This window comes from uncultured Chitinophaga sp., assembly GCF_902168175.1.
Classification (GTDB): domain Bacteria; phylum Bacteroidota; class Bacteroidia; order Chitinophagales; family Chitinophagaceae; genus Chitinophaga.
The window spans coordinates 277,330-293,320 of sequence record NZ_CABHOU010000059.1; the positions used below are offsets into that span (position 1 = coordinate 277,330).

General features: G+C 47.6%; 11 protein-coding genes. 7 read left to right on the forward strand and 4 right to left on the reverse strand.

The genetic code is table 11. The annotated features are described in order from the left end of the window. Positions 1 to 47 precede the first annotated feature (47 nt). From QZT80_RS13270 to QZT80_RS13285, 4 genes are read left to right on the forward strand one after another with little or no spacing between them, the layout of a single operon-like run. The gene (locus tag QZT80_RS13270; RefSeq protein WP_295122513.1) at positions 48 to 437 is read left to right on the forward strand and encodes a DoxX-like family protein; all 390 of its coding nucleotides are present in this window, start codon (positions 48 to 50) and stop codon (positions 435 to 437) included. Further along, complete coding sequence (locus tag QZT80_RS13275) at positions 434 to 1,171, forward strand: DUF2071 domain-containing protein (protein WP_295122514.1); 738 nt, start codon at positions 434 to 436, stop codon at positions 1,169 to 1,171. The genes QZT80_RS13270 and QZT80_RS13275 overlap by 4 nt, the downstream gene beginning before the upstream one ends. Further along, entirely contained in the window at positions 1,159 to 1,917 is a 759-nt protein-coding gene (locus QZT80_RS13280; protein ID WP_295122516.1) for a class I SAM-dependent methyltransferase, read from the forward strand. The genes QZT80_RS13275 and QZT80_RS13280 overlap by 13 nt, the downstream gene beginning before the upstream one ends. Beyond that, positions 1,901 to 2,296, forward strand: a complete 396-nt coding sequence (locus tag QZT80_RS13285; protein ID WP_295122518.1) for a hypothetical protein — start codon at positions 1,901 to 1,903, stop codon at positions 2,294 to 2,296. The genes QZT80_RS13280 and QZT80_RS13285 overlap by 17 nt, the downstream gene beginning before the upstream one ends. Positions 2,297 to 2,362: 66 nt before the next feature. Here the strand turns inward: QZT80_RS13285 and QZT80_RS13290 are convergent, their stop codons facing one another. Beyond that, positions 2,363 to 6,586, reverse strand: coding sequence for a glycosyl hydrolase (locus QZT80_RS13290; protein WP_295122520.1), 4,224 nt, complete (start codon positions 6,584 to 6,586; stop codon positions 2,363 to 2,365). A 234-nt stretch (positions 6,587 to 6,820) separates the two neighbouring features. Here QZT80_RS13290 and QZT80_RS13295 point away from each other — a divergent pair, with 234 nt between their 5' ends. From QZT80_RS13295 to QZT80_RS13305, 3 genes are all read left to right on the forward strand, one after another. Continuing rightward, positions 6,821 to 7,657 carry a glycoside hydrolase family 16 protein gene (locus QZT80_RS13295; RefSeq protein ID WP_295122521.1) on the forward strand — a complete coding sequence of 279 codons (837 nt, stop codon included), beginning with the start codon at positions 6,821 to 6,823 and terminating at the stop codon, positions 7,655 to 7,657. 86 nt (positions 7,658 to 7,743) lie between these two features. Then, positions 7,744 to 10,398, forward strand: coding sequence for a DUF5695 domain-containing protein (locus QZT80_RS13300; RefSeq protein ID WP_295122523.1), 2,655 nt, complete (start codon positions 7,744 to 7,746; stop codon positions 10,396 to 10,398). A 253-nt stretch (positions 10,399 to 10,651) separates the two neighbouring features. Continuing rightward, a complete protein-coding gene (locus QZT80_RS13305) occupies positions 10,652 to 11,896 on the forward strand; it encodes a hypothetical protein (RefSeq protein WP_295122525.1) in 1,245 nt (414 codons plus the stop codon). A gap of 176 nt (positions 11,897 to 12,072) precedes the next feature. Here the strand turns inward: QZT80_RS13305 and QZT80_RS13310 are convergent, their stop codons facing one another. From QZT80_RS13310 to QZT80_RS13320, 3 genes are read right to left on the reverse strand one after another with little or no spacing between them, the layout of a single operon-like run. Beyond that, positions 12,073 to 13,215 (reverse strand): glycoside hydrolase family 76 protein, encoded by a 1,143-nt coding sequence (locus QZT80_RS13310; RefSeq protein ID WP_295122527.1) that lies wholly within the window; start codon positions 13,213 to 13,215, stop codon positions 12,073 to 12,075. Between the two features lie 7 nt (positions 13,216 to 13,222). After that, on the reverse strand, positions 13,223 to 14,359 hold the full coding sequence (locus QZT80_RS13315; RefSeq protein ID WP_295122529.1) for a SusE domain-containing protein: 1,137 nt from the start codon (positions 14,357 to 14,359) through the stop codon (positions 13,223 to 13,225). A 20-nt stretch (positions 14,360 to 14,379) separates the two neighbouring features. Then, complete coding sequence (locus QZT80_RS13320) at positions 14,380 to 15,990, reverse strand: RagB/SusD family nutrient uptake outer membrane protein (protein WP_295122531.1); 1,611 nt, start codon at positions 15,988 to 15,990, stop codon at positions 14,380 to 14,382. Between the last annotated feature and the right edge of the window lies 1 nt (position 15,991).

Genomic DNA, 15,991 nt, shown 5'->3' on the forward strand with positions numbered 1-15,991 from the left:
ATCATTTTTTCTTATATTGATGCAGTTATCTGTCTATCAATACCTAAATGAACAGTACTTACCGCGTCATTACTTGTCTTATTTCCGCCGTATGGCTGGCTAATGGTCTTTTTTGCAAAGTATTAAACCTGGTTCCACGACACCAGGAAATTGTAGCGAACATCCTCGGACAACAATATTCGAGGCCGCTAACGATTTGCATTGGTTTACTCGAAATGGGGATGGCTGCCTGGATCATTAGCGGGTGGAAGTCGCGGTTGAACGCTATTGTGCAGATAATTGCAGTGGCTGTAATGAACCTGCTTGAATTTATACTGGTGCCGGAACTGTTGCTATGGGGCAAATTCAATTCAGTATTTGCCTTTATCTTTATCCTGATCGTTTATTTTACTGAATTCCATCTCCGCCCAAACAGGCACACATCCCTTACCGCATGATATCCTTCCTGAAAAATCACCCTTTCTCTGTAGAGGCGTTCTTCGAAAGTTCGCTGGTACTCACTTTCGCAGCGCCTAAACAGGATTTACAACACTTTCTTCCTGACTGCCTGGAACTGGATACGTTCCAGGATAAATGGGCATTCGTAGCCATGGCGATGGTACAAACAAAAGATTTGCGTCCTAAAGGTTTTCCACGATTTATGGGCAATGACTTTTTCCTGATCGGCTTCCGCATCTTCGTAAAATATACCACCAATGCAGGTAAGCGACTGAGAGGTTTATACATCATCCAGTCGCAGACGGATAAAAAGAAGATGGAATTGATGGGTAATACTTTTACGCATTACAACTATAGCACCACGGATATTCAGCAAACGAAACAAAACAACATTATCCATATCAACTCCCGTAAATCAGATTTCTCCATAGCGGTGGAAGATGACCCGGAAGCGGCACTGCCTGCCGGTTCGCCATTTGCTGACTGGAAAGAAGCGAGAAGGTATGCGGGGCCGCTTCCTTTTACATTTACGTATAATCAAAACACTAAAGAAGTACTGATCATCGAAGGTGTAAGAGAAAACTGGACACCACAGCCTGTAAAGGTGATGGACCATCACGTTGCTTTTGTAAATGACCTGGCTTTAAGTGAGTGTGTACTGGCCAATGCGTTCATCATCAAAAACATTCCCTATTACTGGAAAAAAGGGAGGGTAGAAAAATGGGAAAGATAAGAAAACCCTTCCAGGGCGTATTCAACATCATCCGGTTTAACTGGCACTTCTACGTACTCTCTGTCGTTGTGGTATCGTTACTGCTAACGTTCGCATGGTTTGTAGATAACCCGGCCGACCCCTACGTTTACGTTGCGGCGTTATTAATAATCGACGTCAACCTTGTATCACTCGTAACATCCTGCCTTATATACGATTTCTCCGGTCTTTATGATTTTAAATGGATAAAGGCAAACGGGGATGAAGAAATGGTGGTGAATATAAACGCCGGCTTTGATGAAACGAGTACACTGCTGGCGGAAAGGTTTAAACACAGCAAACTGTTGGTACTCGACTTTTACGATCCCGCCAAACATACAGAAGTATCTATCAAAAGGGCAAGAAAGGCTTACCCTCCCTACCATGGCACAGTTCAGACAACAACTAGACGCCTGCCTGCAGTCAACAACACTGCCGATAAGGTATTCGTAATTTTCGCCGCGCACGAAATAAGAGACGAGCAGGAGAGAATTGATTTCTTCCTGGAACTTAACCGCATCCTTAAACCTGGCGGAATAGTTTATGTGGTAGAGCATCTCAGGGATGCCGTCAATTTCTTAACGTATAACATCGGGTTCCTGCACTTCCATTCAAAGTTCAGCTGGCAGCAAACGTTTACACAATCGAATTTTCGCGTTCGGCAGGAATTAAAACTAACACCATTTATATCTGCTTTTATACTTGTGAAAAATGGAGATACACATTAAAATCATCGGCATCCTGCTGGTAATACTGTCCCTTATCCACGCCATCTTCCCGAAATACTTCCGCTGGTCTGAAGAAATGGCTACGATTAGTTTGATCAACCGGCAAATGATGTATGTGCATACTTTTTTCCTGGCGATCGTGTTGCTGCTGATGGGCTTATTATGCCTGACTTCTGCCGCAGACTTAAGCAACACCAGTTTTAGCCGTAAGGTGGCGCTGGGCATTGGTATTTTTTGGCTATTGCGTTTGTTTATCCAGTTCTTTGGGTACTCTTCTTCGCTTTGGAAGGGCAAGCGGTTTGAGACATCGGTGCATGTGGTGTTTTCGTTGCTTTGGACGTATTTGAGCGGAGTGTTTTTAGGAGTTTATTTTATGTAAGATGTTCAACAAAAAAAGGGCACCCTCCATTATCGGAAGATGCCCTTCTATCAATCAGATCACAAATTATTGTTTCAATACTCTCGCATTATACACCTTACCTGCATTTATCACCCTCAACTGGTAAACACCTGCAGGCAGATTAGACACATCTACATATTGTAAACGCGAGCCGTTAGCGGTTTTCTTTTCTTCCAGCACCTGCTGACCTGCAAGGTTGTAAAGTTGCACCAGTAAATCGGCAGCTGCATCAACAGGCAGTTCGATGTTCAACCTGGATGATACCGGGTTAGGATACACTTTTGCTTTAGGCGAAGCCTCTACAGGCGCTATGTAAGGCGCTGCGGCCAGCAGGTTCAGCATATTACCATCGTACAAATCATCTACCTGCGCGGCACTGAGTGCATAATTGTAAATTACCAGGTCGTCGTAAGTATGATCAGAATACGGATCGGTGGAGTACTGCGAACGGCCTAAGTAATTATTCACGGTGATCCCCATATCGGAAGGTGTAACCGTGGCACTACTGTCGGTATATTGCAAAGTACCGTTCACATACATTTTAAATATTGAGCCCTGCTGGGATATAGCAAGATGCACCCATTGGTCCAGCGGCAGGTCGTATGCCATGTAACGATCATTGGTACCGGCCGGACAGGTTATTTTATAACGGAGTGACGGACCGTTTGCAGTACTCACTCTTGGTGTAAGCATCATAAACACGGACGTGCTGTTACCAAAGTCGAACAACCTGGTGTTGTAACCCTGGTTAGCAGGCATTTTAAACCAGGTAGCAATGGTAAAATCTTCCAGCTCACTCATGGCACCACTTTCCAACTGAATGTAAGAACCGGATGCTTTAACCAGGTTAACAGCACCGCTCCCTACATCTTTGCCAGTTGTCCATACCGCAGCATTAGCCAGTGTGCCATTGTAACCACCCCAGTTATCTTTCGCCAGTGTGCCTGCACCTTCATTAAAGTTCATCCGCAGGTAGCGACCAGCAACGGGCGCCCCGGTAAATGCAGCCGAAGCAGGACTTGAACCTGCGTTATTGTACGCGATAATCTTATAGTACCAGGTGGAACCATTAGCGCGGGTACGGTCTTCATACCTCACTGCATCGAGGTTATTGACAAGAGTATCGTAAGTACCACCAGCGGAAGATGAACGTAAGATCTTGTATTTCGCATCGTACATGAAATCCCAGCTGAGCGTAATCTTAGCATCCCCGGATGCGATCCTTGGATTAGTGGCACCTGCAGGAACAACCAATGCCGGTGTGGCTTTCAGCAATACGGTTGAATTTGCGCTCTCGCCTGCGGAGTTCAGTGTAGTAACTACATAATAGTAATTCGTAGCAGGCTGTAAACCTTCATCCAGGAACGTAAGTGCATTTGTGCGGGCAGCTATCGTAGTAAACGGACCACTGGCACTTAAGGAACGTTTGAGATTATACGACCTCGCGCTCGTTACGGCTGTCCAGTTAATACGAAGTTTAGTGGCGGATACTACATCGCCTGTTACAGTTGGCGCAACCGGTGCAACATCACGAAGTATTTCGTGGGTACCTGAATAAACGAACGTAACACCATTTGTACCGAAAGCTTTCAGGCGGTAAGTAGCTTTGGCAAACACACTGTCTTCGAACGTCATAACAGCCGCAGCGGCGTAACCGGTGTATTGCTGCAACAGTACAAAGTCAGCATCGCGGCCATCGATCTTTCTTTCGAGGATGTATTTAGAACCTAACTCACCGTTGATGTCTGTCCAGGAAATAGTAGTTTTAAAATAGTCGGTGCTTTTAATGGAACTGAAGATGGTAGGAGCAGTAAGCTTCCAGGCATGTATGTACTCTTTGCTGCGGTTAAATGCGAAGTCCGATTTGCTGGCGGCATAGTACTTGCCGGCAGGCGTAAGCGTGTCGGCCAATACAAGCGCACGTTTGTTTTCTACCCAATCGTAAATGGCATAACGTTCTACGAAGCTGGCAGTATCCAGTACGTTGAGAATGCCTTTCAGGTCTTCGAGTTGTTTCTGGAACTGTGCATTCTGTTCTGTGGGCCATGTTTCGGTAGTCCAGTTGGCACCATTGTTCCATTCTGTAATCCAGATGGGACGTTTGAACTGATCGTATATTGCTTTAAGGCGGTTGTACCAGGTTTGCGGTGTAATACCTCCCCAGTAACAATGTATAGCCACATAATCTACCCGGTAGTTAAGCGAATCGGCTTTTGCCATGAATTTGTCGAGCCAGGCCGGTGGGTTCGACGGTGCAGGTGAGCCTACACGCAGGCCAGACTTCATCAGTTCGGGCCACTGTGCAATGGCAGTTTCTACGCTCATATTGGCCTGATCGGGCCTGTCGGGTTCGTTAAAACCGAGCAGGTGACTGATGTTACTTTTCGAATTGATATCACCCCAGCCAGGCCAGTACTGTGTTTGCCTGATAGCTGCGTATTCATAATCGGCCGCTGTGCTGCCGCCAATGTTCCAGTCGTAATACCATGTCGAATTTGTTAGGTTGACGGGTGTTCCTCCACCGGCCTTTCCTTTTTTACTTACCCAGTTCCACTTTAACACACGCACAAAAGAAACCGTGGTATCAAGTCCCTGCGGCATTGTATTCACCACCAGGTCGGAGTCGCTGGCTATAAATACGCGGCTGTAACCGGTACCATCGGGGTTATTGCCAAAGGTGGCCATATAACCGCGTTTTAGCTTGAAAGACCGGATCTTATTATCCAGCGCGCCCAGACTGTTATACACTTCTATCGGGTAAGTAGCCGAAGTGCCTGACAGGTTTTGCTGACTATAAACCTGCAGGGCGGCCAGGGAAGTCTGGTTACCATTCGGTATCACCACCGTTCCATTTTTATAGGGGGATAAACGCACATTAGAATTTACAACAGCAGCAGCACCGTTGATCTTAACACTACTTAACCAGTTGGCAGTGATGAGAGACGGCTTCACATTATCGAAAAACAGCCAGGAGTCGTTGGAATTAAGCGTGATGGTAGAATTCACGAACGGTGAACCCTCGCCCGTAAAGTGTACATCCGTTTTACCCGCCACCACGTAATCGGTGTTGAATGCCGGTATCAGGTACTGCGCACTACCCGTAAGATTAACCGTTTGACGCGTACCGGTCACCAGGGTGGTAGGTGCAAAGGCTCCGTCTTCATAAGTGGCGGAACTGATTTCCATGTTCACCGCCCCCGAAGGATAGTTTTTACCAAAGATGAAACGGGAGTTAGCGGTAAACTGCTTCACCGTTAATTCGGCAATGGAAAACAAAGCCCAGTTGCCGGTAAAGGTGAGATAATATTGCCCGGCCTCCTGTGAGGTAAACTGGAAGCTCTCTCTTTTAAGCGCGCGTGTACCATCTGTTACAAAGGTTTTGGTAGCATACCTTGCAGAACCCGCGGTAGTTTTGCCTATGCCCACAGTGATGGTTTTAGAACCGGTAGCATTGGAGATATAAGCATGCAGCATAGAGAAGTTGTAAGTGGTATTGGCAGCCAGGGTTACCGGGTAACTATACACCGCATTCTGATAGGCGCCGCCATCCCAGCGGATGTACAACAACCTGCCTGTGTAAGTGCTGCCATTGAGGGTATGCACGTTACCGCCCGACGAAGCATTTACATCCATGTACCTCGACCCGCTGCCACCGTTGGCGGTGTTAAATAATGTAGTGGTAGTAGCATCCGTGTACGCCCATCCATAACTGCTGGGGGCACCGGAAGTGCTGGCAGCCGTACCGTCCCAGTCGGGAATCAGGTCGCTGCCGATAGTGGCATTTAGTACAGAATCGGTTTCCACCCCGGCAATAATGTCTTTAATAGCCGCCAGTGGTTTGCTTAACAAATAAGCACCGTTCTGGTAGATGTGTGCAGAATCTCTTTTCACGGCGATACGGATGGTGTGAAATTCACCGGCATTGGAAGTCGAGAGGTTTTGTGCGCTGGCCAACGGCGCTGTCCATTTCAGGTTGGCCGCATCCAGCGATAACCGGAAACCTTTCAGTTGTGCGTTACGGGCGTCAATATCCAGCCCGCGGCCAGCGGCCGAAGTCACTTTTGCTACCACCTGCAGGGTAAACTCCGACGGCAGGCTGCGAAATCGCAGGGAGGTGTCGGTAGCGGAGGAACTTGAATAGGTTTTAGCCGAAAACAGGGTGTTGGCTAACGTCGACTTTGTGGGTAAAACAGGCGCCTGCGCGCTCGTGTTGTACTGCCCCAGGCACATTGCGGCCATGAGCAGTAAGATGGGTTGAATTCTCTTCATAACGGATTCTTTATATTAATAAAAATGAGAGGGGAAAAATGATTTAGTGTCTATCGCCTGTATCAAGATGGTTTTTCTTTAACGTACTATAAATTTATCGAGAGAAATGGTACCGTAAGGAGGGGGAAATCGGATAAAAAGGGGGCATTTTCGTATAATCGTACGAAATGATGACCGGTAAGAATAAAAAAGAGGGAATACGTATTTTACCTGTCTACTAATATCTGTGTTTCCATGTTACGTTCCTGCATCGCCATTTGCGCCCTTTCGCTTTTATTAATAATACCTGCCGCTGCCCAGCAAAAGCCGGGATGGAAACTGGTGTGGCAGGACGAGTTCAATTATACCGGTTTGCCAGACAGTAGCAAATGGCGGTATGAAATCGGGCATGTTCGTAACATGGAGCAGCAATACTATACGGTAAAGCGGAAAGAGAACATTTGGGTGGGAAAGGGAGTATTGACGATTACCGGCCGTAAGGAACCTTACCGTAACAACCGCTATCGCCCGGGATCCACCGAATGGAAACTGAAAGACTCCCTGGCGCAATACACTTCTGCCAGTATCAATACCGAAGGTAAAGCCTCCTGGAAGTACGGCCGTGTGGAGATGAAAGCCAAACTGCCCAAAGGCGGCGGCATGTGGCCTGCGTTCTGGATGCTGGGCATTAACCGGGAACAGGTAAACTGGCCTCTATGCGGCGAAATAGATATTATGGAGTTTGTGGGCAACATGCCTAAAGATGTATATGGCACTATGCATTGGGCCGATACGGGCACACATAAACATGCTTCCTCCGGCACTAAAACCTTTGACACTACCATCAGCGATAAATTCCACATCTACGCAGTGGAATGGAACGAAAAATCGATCGATGTGTACTTCGATGATCTTAAGTATTTCAGTTTTGCTACGGAGGTGGCGGGTAAGGGCGATGACAATGCCTTCCGGAAAGAATTCTACCTGTTGCTCAACCTGGCTATGGGTGCGAAATGGCCCGGCCCTATCGACGATACCGTTTTACCACAGACTTTTAAGGTGGATTATGTGAGGGTTTACCAGCGGCCTTAAAGCTGGCCGCCATTCCTGTCAAAATCCGCCAACTCTCCGCTAATATAAAGGACACACTGCTGCTGAATTACAGTTAGCTTCGGAGTATGAGGTTTTGGCTTTTCATCTGCGCAGCACTGGGATGTTTCTCCCTGGCCGCCACCGCACAACACACGGACACGCTTAGCAACGGAGACTTTTTAATTATCAGGGACCAGAAGGGGCTTTCCGCTATCCGCAACCGGCATGATATCTATCCTACCAATTATGTGCGGGCAAACCGGCACTTTGGGGAAATAACCATGCGATACACGCAAAACGGGCGGCGCGACTCTTCCCTGACCAACCTTCTTACCCAAAGTTTCGACCTTAGGAACAATACGCTTTACTGGAATATCCGGATAAAAAACAACGGCAAAGGTCTGCTCATTATCGACGACCTTTTCCTAGACCTGCCCTATAACAGCCAGGGCGGTGAAAATCCAAAGGAGATATTTGAGCAGCAGGTGATCAAACACCATTTTATATCGGGCAACAACTCGTTCATCTTCTGGCAACGCCCTACCGGCGTTGGTCCCTATCTTTTAATGACACCACAAAAAGGCACCGGACTCGAATACTTCACCGCCAACCGTGGCTTCCAGGCCTTCATCCATTCTGCCTACACGTCGGGTAAAATACAGGGAAGCTGGCGCCAGCCTAATACCAAACTTACGCTGCAACCGGGTCAGGAACAAACATATAGTTTTGTTCTGCAGTGGGTGAAAGATTACAACAACATCCGGGAAAAACTGGCCGGTAATGGATTGATAGATGTACACGTAATGCCAGGCATGACCATCCCTACCGATATGCATGTAAAACTGGCACTGCATACCAAAGTACCGCTGAATAAACTCAGTGCCGAATTCCCGGCCCAAACAAAAATCACTTATCTCGGCGAAAAGCAGAAAGGGTATCATCATTATGATATCAGCTTCCGCAAACTGGGCGAGAATAAACTGACGTTAAAGTATAACGGTAACGAGAATACATACCTGGAATTCTTTGTTACAGAACCACTGGAAACCCTTTACAAAAAAAGGGCATCGTTCCTTGTTTCGCATCAGCAACATAAAGACAGTACTAAATGGTACAATGGACTCATATCGGTATGGGACATGAAAAACCAGGTACTGCGTGGCCCCGATAATACCGACGGTTTTGATGGCTGGTGGGGTTATGTGCTCGCCTGCGACGATCCGGCGCTGGGCAAAGCACCGTACCTGGCCGCCAAGAACCTTTATTACCCCGAGCAGAAAGAAATAGACGCCATAGAATATTACATCGAACATTTTGTATGGGGCGGACTGCAGCGCACGGATAAGGAAACGCCAAACCCGTACGGAATTTACGGCACTCCTAACTGGTGGGTGAACCGCGACAGCACACGCCGTTCGCTGATGGTAAACGACAAGAACCAGGACAAAATGCACATCTGGCGATCGTACGATTATCCGCACCTGATGATGATGTACTACCACATGTACCAGATCGCTGCCATGTACCCCGACAAAGTTCATTATCTCGATAAAAAGGGCTACCTGGAAAGGGCGAGGGAAACAGCGAAAGCTTACTTCATCTATCCCTATCAAATATTACCCTGGTACGAAACTTACAAATGGGGCTGTTATAACGAACTGCTAATAGTGCCGCTCATAGCCGATCTTGAAAAGGAAGGATATAAAGAAGATGCAGACTGGCTGAGAAAAGAGTGGGAAAAGAAAGTAAAATACTTCGTATACGACGACCCCTACCCTTTCCGCTCCGAATATGCAGTAGATGCTACCGCTTTTGAGTCGAGCCAGGCATTGGCCGCGTACGGAACTGATCATGAAATGAAACCAGACAGCAATCTTTGGTTTGATAAGAACCTGCAGAAATGGTATTCGCACCCTGTTGTTACCCGCGACAGTGCGCGACGTTTTATGGACAGGCAAATACAGGCCAACATTGCATTACGTGGCTGGCTGGAACCATCGTTCTATTACCTGGGCAGCGACTTCCGTGGTAAAAGTGATGGCTTTACATTAAGTTATATGTCACAGATGGGTGGCTGGGCCATACTGGATTACGCGCTCCATTATGCTACCGAACCTGCAGATTACCTGCGGCTTGGTTATGCCTCTTACCTCAGTTCCTTCGCGCTGATGAATACGGGCACAGCCGAAAGCAACTACGGCGCATGGTACCCCGGCAAAGAGAACGACGGTGCCAGCGGTTGGGCCTTCGAGCCACAACAGCGCGCACGCACCTGGATACGTAAGGAGCAGGGACGTGGTCCGTGGTTTTATGATGGAGAAATAGATTTAGGATACGGAGGGGCCACCCGTGCAGCCGCCACCATCGTAACCAACGACCCCGTATTTGGCCTGGTAGCTTATGGCGGAACATTACGTGCCTTTAAAGACAGCCTGCAAATTGTACCGCATGATGGCTTGCGGAACAGGTTGTATTGCCGACATGCAGCCCCGCTGGATATTACGCTCAACCGCGACAGGTTTGAAAAACTTACGATCGGAAAAAACTTTGTGAATGCGACACTTACACATGCCGTTATTACAGCCCATACTACTGTTATAACGCTGAGCGGATTACCGGCAGGGAAATATAACGTACAGGTGAACGGTCGTCAGACAGGAACAATTACAAATACAGGAAAAATGGAAGCAGCAATAGAAGTGTTGGGGGCAGGGAGTTCCATCAGCATAAAAAAGATTTAAGCGTTACCTGTTAGCCAGGCGACTAACTCATTGGCAAATGCCCCGTACCCCAACCAAGCAGGGCCTGCTATTGCTGGCAAACCTTTTCACGAACGCCTTTTTACACATCCCGGGCATCCTAACCGTCATTTCGGTGCTTAAGCAATCCGCCGACTACATCCTTCCTTTAATTTGCATCCCGGAATATCCCAAAAACTAAATTGCCGGAGCCAAGCTTACGGCGACACGATCAAACTCCAAAAGTACACCTATTATGAAACGTTTAGCAGTTTACCTCCTGACAGGCTTGTTAGCCATAACCGCCTGCGACAAGAACAAAGAAGAAAACGAACTTCCCGTAACACCTGGTACTGGCAAAGTAACGCCGGTGGGCACACCGGAGGAAACGGCAAAGGCGGAAAAAACGATCGGAGCCGCCGGAGGAACACTGAGCAGCCTCGACGGACAAATGACAGTAACAATTCCGGCTGGCGCTTTTACTGCCGATCAGAATGTTACCATCCAGCGTATTACCAATAACAATCCAATGGGGATTCACAGTGGTTACCGCATTACACCGCACAACGTAACATTTGCGAAAGAGGTGACCATCACCTTCCCATATACGGATGAAGATGTTACCAATACGGTCCCGGAAGCTCTGGGCATTGCATTTCAGGATGCAAATGGTGTGTGGCAGCGTATCGTAGATCCAGTACTCGATAAAACGAATAAAACAGTATCTGTAAAAACAGATCACTTCAGCGACTGGAGCTTTTTTGAAACTTTCGAAATTACCACAACCGCCAGCACATTATCTGTTAATGAATCCGCGATCCTGGAAGTATGGTCAGATGCAGATTTGCTGGCACCAATTCAAGGTAACACCCAACCCATTGGTGAACGAGCTAAAGGCACGGAAGACTACATAAAGGGCTGGAAACTTACGGGGGCAGGTAAGCTCAAAGTGGCTGCAGGTAACAAAGAGGCTACCTATACCGCTCCTGGTACTGTTCCCGGTTCACCCAACCCGGTTGCCATTACCGTAAATATTAACTTAAGAAAAAAAGGTGTTTACCTGCTTATCACTCATATTACAATCGTGGACGGCGAAATCTCTGTTCGCGTAAACGGTGGAGAATGGTTTACACAGCCTGCATCTCCTTCGGTGAAATTTGCCGATGGGTATTATTCCATAGCAGAAGCAGATGGTGATGCATCAGGGCGATTTGTTTTTGGCAGATGGCCCGGCGGCACAGGCACCTTCCCGTTTAAAGAACCAACTGCTCCCACCGGCACACATGTCCACTATCACATCACCGGTGTTGACAACTACACCGCTTCTTACATCAATAACGAACGGCTGGTTGCCAGCGGCGGCGGCATTACCATTACCAGCATCGGCGAGCCTAATGGCTTCTTCGAAGGCACATTCCTCCTTGAACCGGCAGGCCACGGTCCTCTTTTGCAGAACACAGCTAAAGTGGAAGGAAAATTCAAGATAAGGAGAACCTGGTAACGTACACAGTTGCCCAAATTGGCAAACCTGTTAACGAAACTGCTCAGGCAGACCGAAAGTTCAAAGTACGCAGGTAGCAATACATTTGATAAAAAAGAGAGCGGATAAACCTGGTGGCTTATCCGCTCTTTTGCTTGAGGTATGATCAACTTCGGATCACGTCCAATAAATGGATACTAGTCTATTAATTCAAGGTCTTTAAGTTTTGCTACCGCTTCTATCAGCATCGCACCGCTCAACTGGATAGTGAGATCGGTGTTCGTTACTTTATTGTTCCAGTTAGGACCGTATACAACAGCCGGACGGGTAGTACCTTTCAGCCAGAGTGTTTCCCCATTCAGCTTCAGGAAGTTCGCAAACTTGGTTTTATCAGTGCTGCTAAGGCTGCCATCGGTAATCAGCAGCATCATGTAACGTACCAGTATGCCTTTGAACAACCCGCCATCTCCGCCACCTTCATCTTTCATGATATTACCGGTGGTAAAATCGCCTGTAAGTGCATTATTGGCAGTACGCAGCGCATCGGCCATATACACGGCTTCGCCGGTGATCTTATATAATTCTACAGCAGCGCCAATAAATACGCCCTGGTTGTAAGTGAACTTCCAGGCTTTGTTGGTACCGGTATCATCCAGTCCGTCCCACACCAAACCGGTCATAGGGTCGGTAAGATTGTTCTTTTGCCACAGGTAGCTTTTCTTCGCCCAATCCAGGTCTGCCGGATCGCGGTTTAACTGGTACATGCGGGATGCGATAATACAGGCAGGCGCATTGGCCGGTGTATTTTTGTTCGCACGATCTTTGGTCCAGTAGAAGCCGCCGCCCCACCTGTCGTCCCAACCACCTTTGATGTCGTTCCACAAAAGTTCCGCGGTGGTTTTGTAATTCACATCGCTGGTTACTTCAAATGCGCGGATACAGGCCAGTGCCATCCATTCCATATCATCATAAAAATGATTGATATAGGTGTTACCGTTCTTTACCTTCATACCTGCAAGCAGATCATCCATGCGGGCTTTTACCTGCGGATCGTTTTTACGGATATAAGCATCGGTAAGTACATCCAGCGCATGGGCATTGGGCCAGTAATGAAAGGTGGTTTTGCCTGAATTATTCTCGTTAAAATATTTGCCTGAGGCATTGTAAAAGTTAGCCAGCAGGGAAGTATAAGATGAATCCGCGATCAGTGGCCAGTTATAAACATAAGCTGTTTTACCGGCGCCGGGGCCCGGACCATCATCTACCGGCTCCTTTAAACAGGAACTAAAAGATGCAGCCACCAGCAGGCTTACGGATAATTGTTTTAAGTAATTACGCATACTCGGGTTATTTTACGATTACTTCGTGTGTATAATTCTTATCGGCCCTGAAGTAAACGTTTACGTCATTGGCTTTTGTGTCTACAGTGGCTTTAAACTTAAAGCTGTTCTGCCAGCGGTCGCTGGAAACGGATCTCAGCTCCCAGAAAGAAAGTGCAGTAGCATCGGTAGGACGTTGGTTATCCGCATTCGCGCTACCCCACCATTCGTCTGCAGCAACACCGGCGGGCGTGGTCGTTTTCATACGGAATTTGTAACGTTCATCCCTACCCCATGATTCGGCCCTGAATGTAATTACCTGGTTCTGAATACTCCAGGTGCCATTGCTGATGTACGGAATTTCAAACAGGAACTTGTCATCCGGCGCAAACCAAAGGCCAATTGTACCCAGTTCAGTAGCGGTAGCCGTTGCATTGTTAAAATCCAGCCGAATGCGATAAACTTTAGTACCAGTCTGTGTATTATCACCACCTTCTTTCAGTAAACCTGCGTCCATGGAATACAAGTTAGGCGTACCGGTATTGCGGTCGGCAAACTGGTATTTACCATCTTTCAAAGAAGTGTACAGTTCGAATACGCCCGCGGTGGTAGACTTAAATTTGAGCGCATTGGCCAGGGTAGCACCGCCCTCTGTAGCTGCACCTGTGAGGTAAAGATCCACTGGAATTTCAGCAAAACCGTTAGGCCTTTCTACTTCAATTGTCCTGCTTTCTTTGGCAGCCTGGATGTTGTAACCTTTAGAAGCGTTTACGGTCCATTTGATCTTACCTGTGCCGAGTGCAGCAATACCAGCTTTACCCGCCAGACTGTTCAGGTCTTTGTGCGACAGGGTAAGCCTGTTCTGAATACCACCGCCATCAGAAGCTATTTTACCGATCGGGGTGGTAAAGTTACCGTCAGCCTTATCAAACACCACTTCGTACAGCACCAGCGAACCGTCTTCTGCACGGGCCTGGTCCCATTCAAACGAGAGCGCAGCGCTTGTTGCGGGCTGCAGTTTGGTGAATTTATCGTTTACAGGCGCCGTCAGCTTGTCAACGGGCTGTATGTTCGTATTGAGTTCGTAATCATCTTTACAGCCGGTAAGCATAGAGGCTACCAGTAAAGGCAGGGACATTGTTAAAGCAGCTATATATCTTTTCATAACAGAATTTTTAAGAGTGTTTATTGCCAATCGTCGTTCTGGCCAAGGTTTTTGTTTTGGTCGCGCTCAAAGGTAGGCACAGGCCAGAGGTAATGTTTAGGATCGATGAAACGCCTTGATTCTACGATAATATAGCCATTCGGATCTTTATTGAAAGCGCCGGAAGTAACTTTAATACCGCGAACGGGCACGTTAAGCACCGTGGCTGCAATTTTCCAGCGACGGATATCGAAAGCACGCAGGCCTTCAAACGCCAGTTCGGCTCTTCTCTCGCGTTTCACGATGGTAAGCAACTGTGCCTGTGTGGCACCAGTTGGAAACTCTGTAGCCGCAGCATCGGTGAACTTGGCACGAACGCGTAACGCACGCACTGTTTTATCCCAAACAGCCTTATCCATTACTTCTGTTTTTGCCATGGCTTCTGCATACATCAGCAACACATCAGCATAACGGATAAGAGGCAGATTGAGTGTAGAAGCGAAGTTAGCGGCAGTTACTTCGCTGAACTTATAGAAGTAATAACCGGTAGGCGATGCGCCCTGGTCTTCTACTGTATTGGTGGCTGGATTAGAACCTGGGAGCGTAAGAATGGTCTGCACTTTACCTTCCTGATCGCTGATGGTAGAACCATGGCGAAGGATGGTACCATCCAGGCGCGGGTCCCTGTTAGCATAAGGATTATTGGCATCGTAACCAGAACCGGCTTCACCAATGGCCCGGCCATTGGTCATGATATAATCATCCACCAAATCCTGTGTAGGCACCAGTGTGGCGCGCAACAGGGATAATGTTTGCGGAAGGAAGCTACGTTGTGTACCAAAAGTGCGGCCACCTCCATATTGCAGATCAAGTATCACTTCGTCATTAAACTCGGACGATACTTTCGAAAGGTCTGCGTAGTTAGGAAGCAGGCTGTAAGTACCGTTCTCGGAGGAGTTCATCAGCAGTTCACATTCTTTCTTTACCTCGGGCCATTCTTCTGTAAACAACCTTACTCTTGCCGTAAGCGCGATAGCTGCGCCACGGGTAATACGCCCTCTGTCTTTTTCTGCATATTGCTTGTTGGTAGGCAGGTCAGCACGGATCTCAGACAGCTCCTTCAATATAAACTGAAGGATGGTGGCTTTGGGAGTGCGGCTAATTGTTTTAGCTTCATCAATGGTGATAAGGTTGGTATAGAAAGGAACATCACCAAACCAGTTTACCAGTTCGAAGTAAGAGTAAGCGCGGATAAAGCGGGCTTCTGCAACAATACGTTTCTTCAACGTTTCATCCATGGCCGGTACCCTGTTAATGTTTTCGGTAACAATGTTACACTTGCGGATAGCGCGAAAACGGTACCCCCATTCATCATTCACACGGCCGTTAGCCTGATCGTAACTACCACCTGCAATCAGCGACACACCGTTAAAACCGGTACCGTTTACAAATGCGTTATCGCTCAGTGCTTCGTTACCGAAAAAGTAAAAGTCGCTGGACATATTTTCGTAGCAGCTGGCCAGCGCGTCCAGTGCATCCTGGCTGTCACGCCAGTAAGCTTCGTCGGTGAACTCGCGTGTGTTCGGCTGATCGAGCTTGCGGCAACTGAACAACATCGCGGTGCAACTTATCATTAATAATAGTTTCTTCATA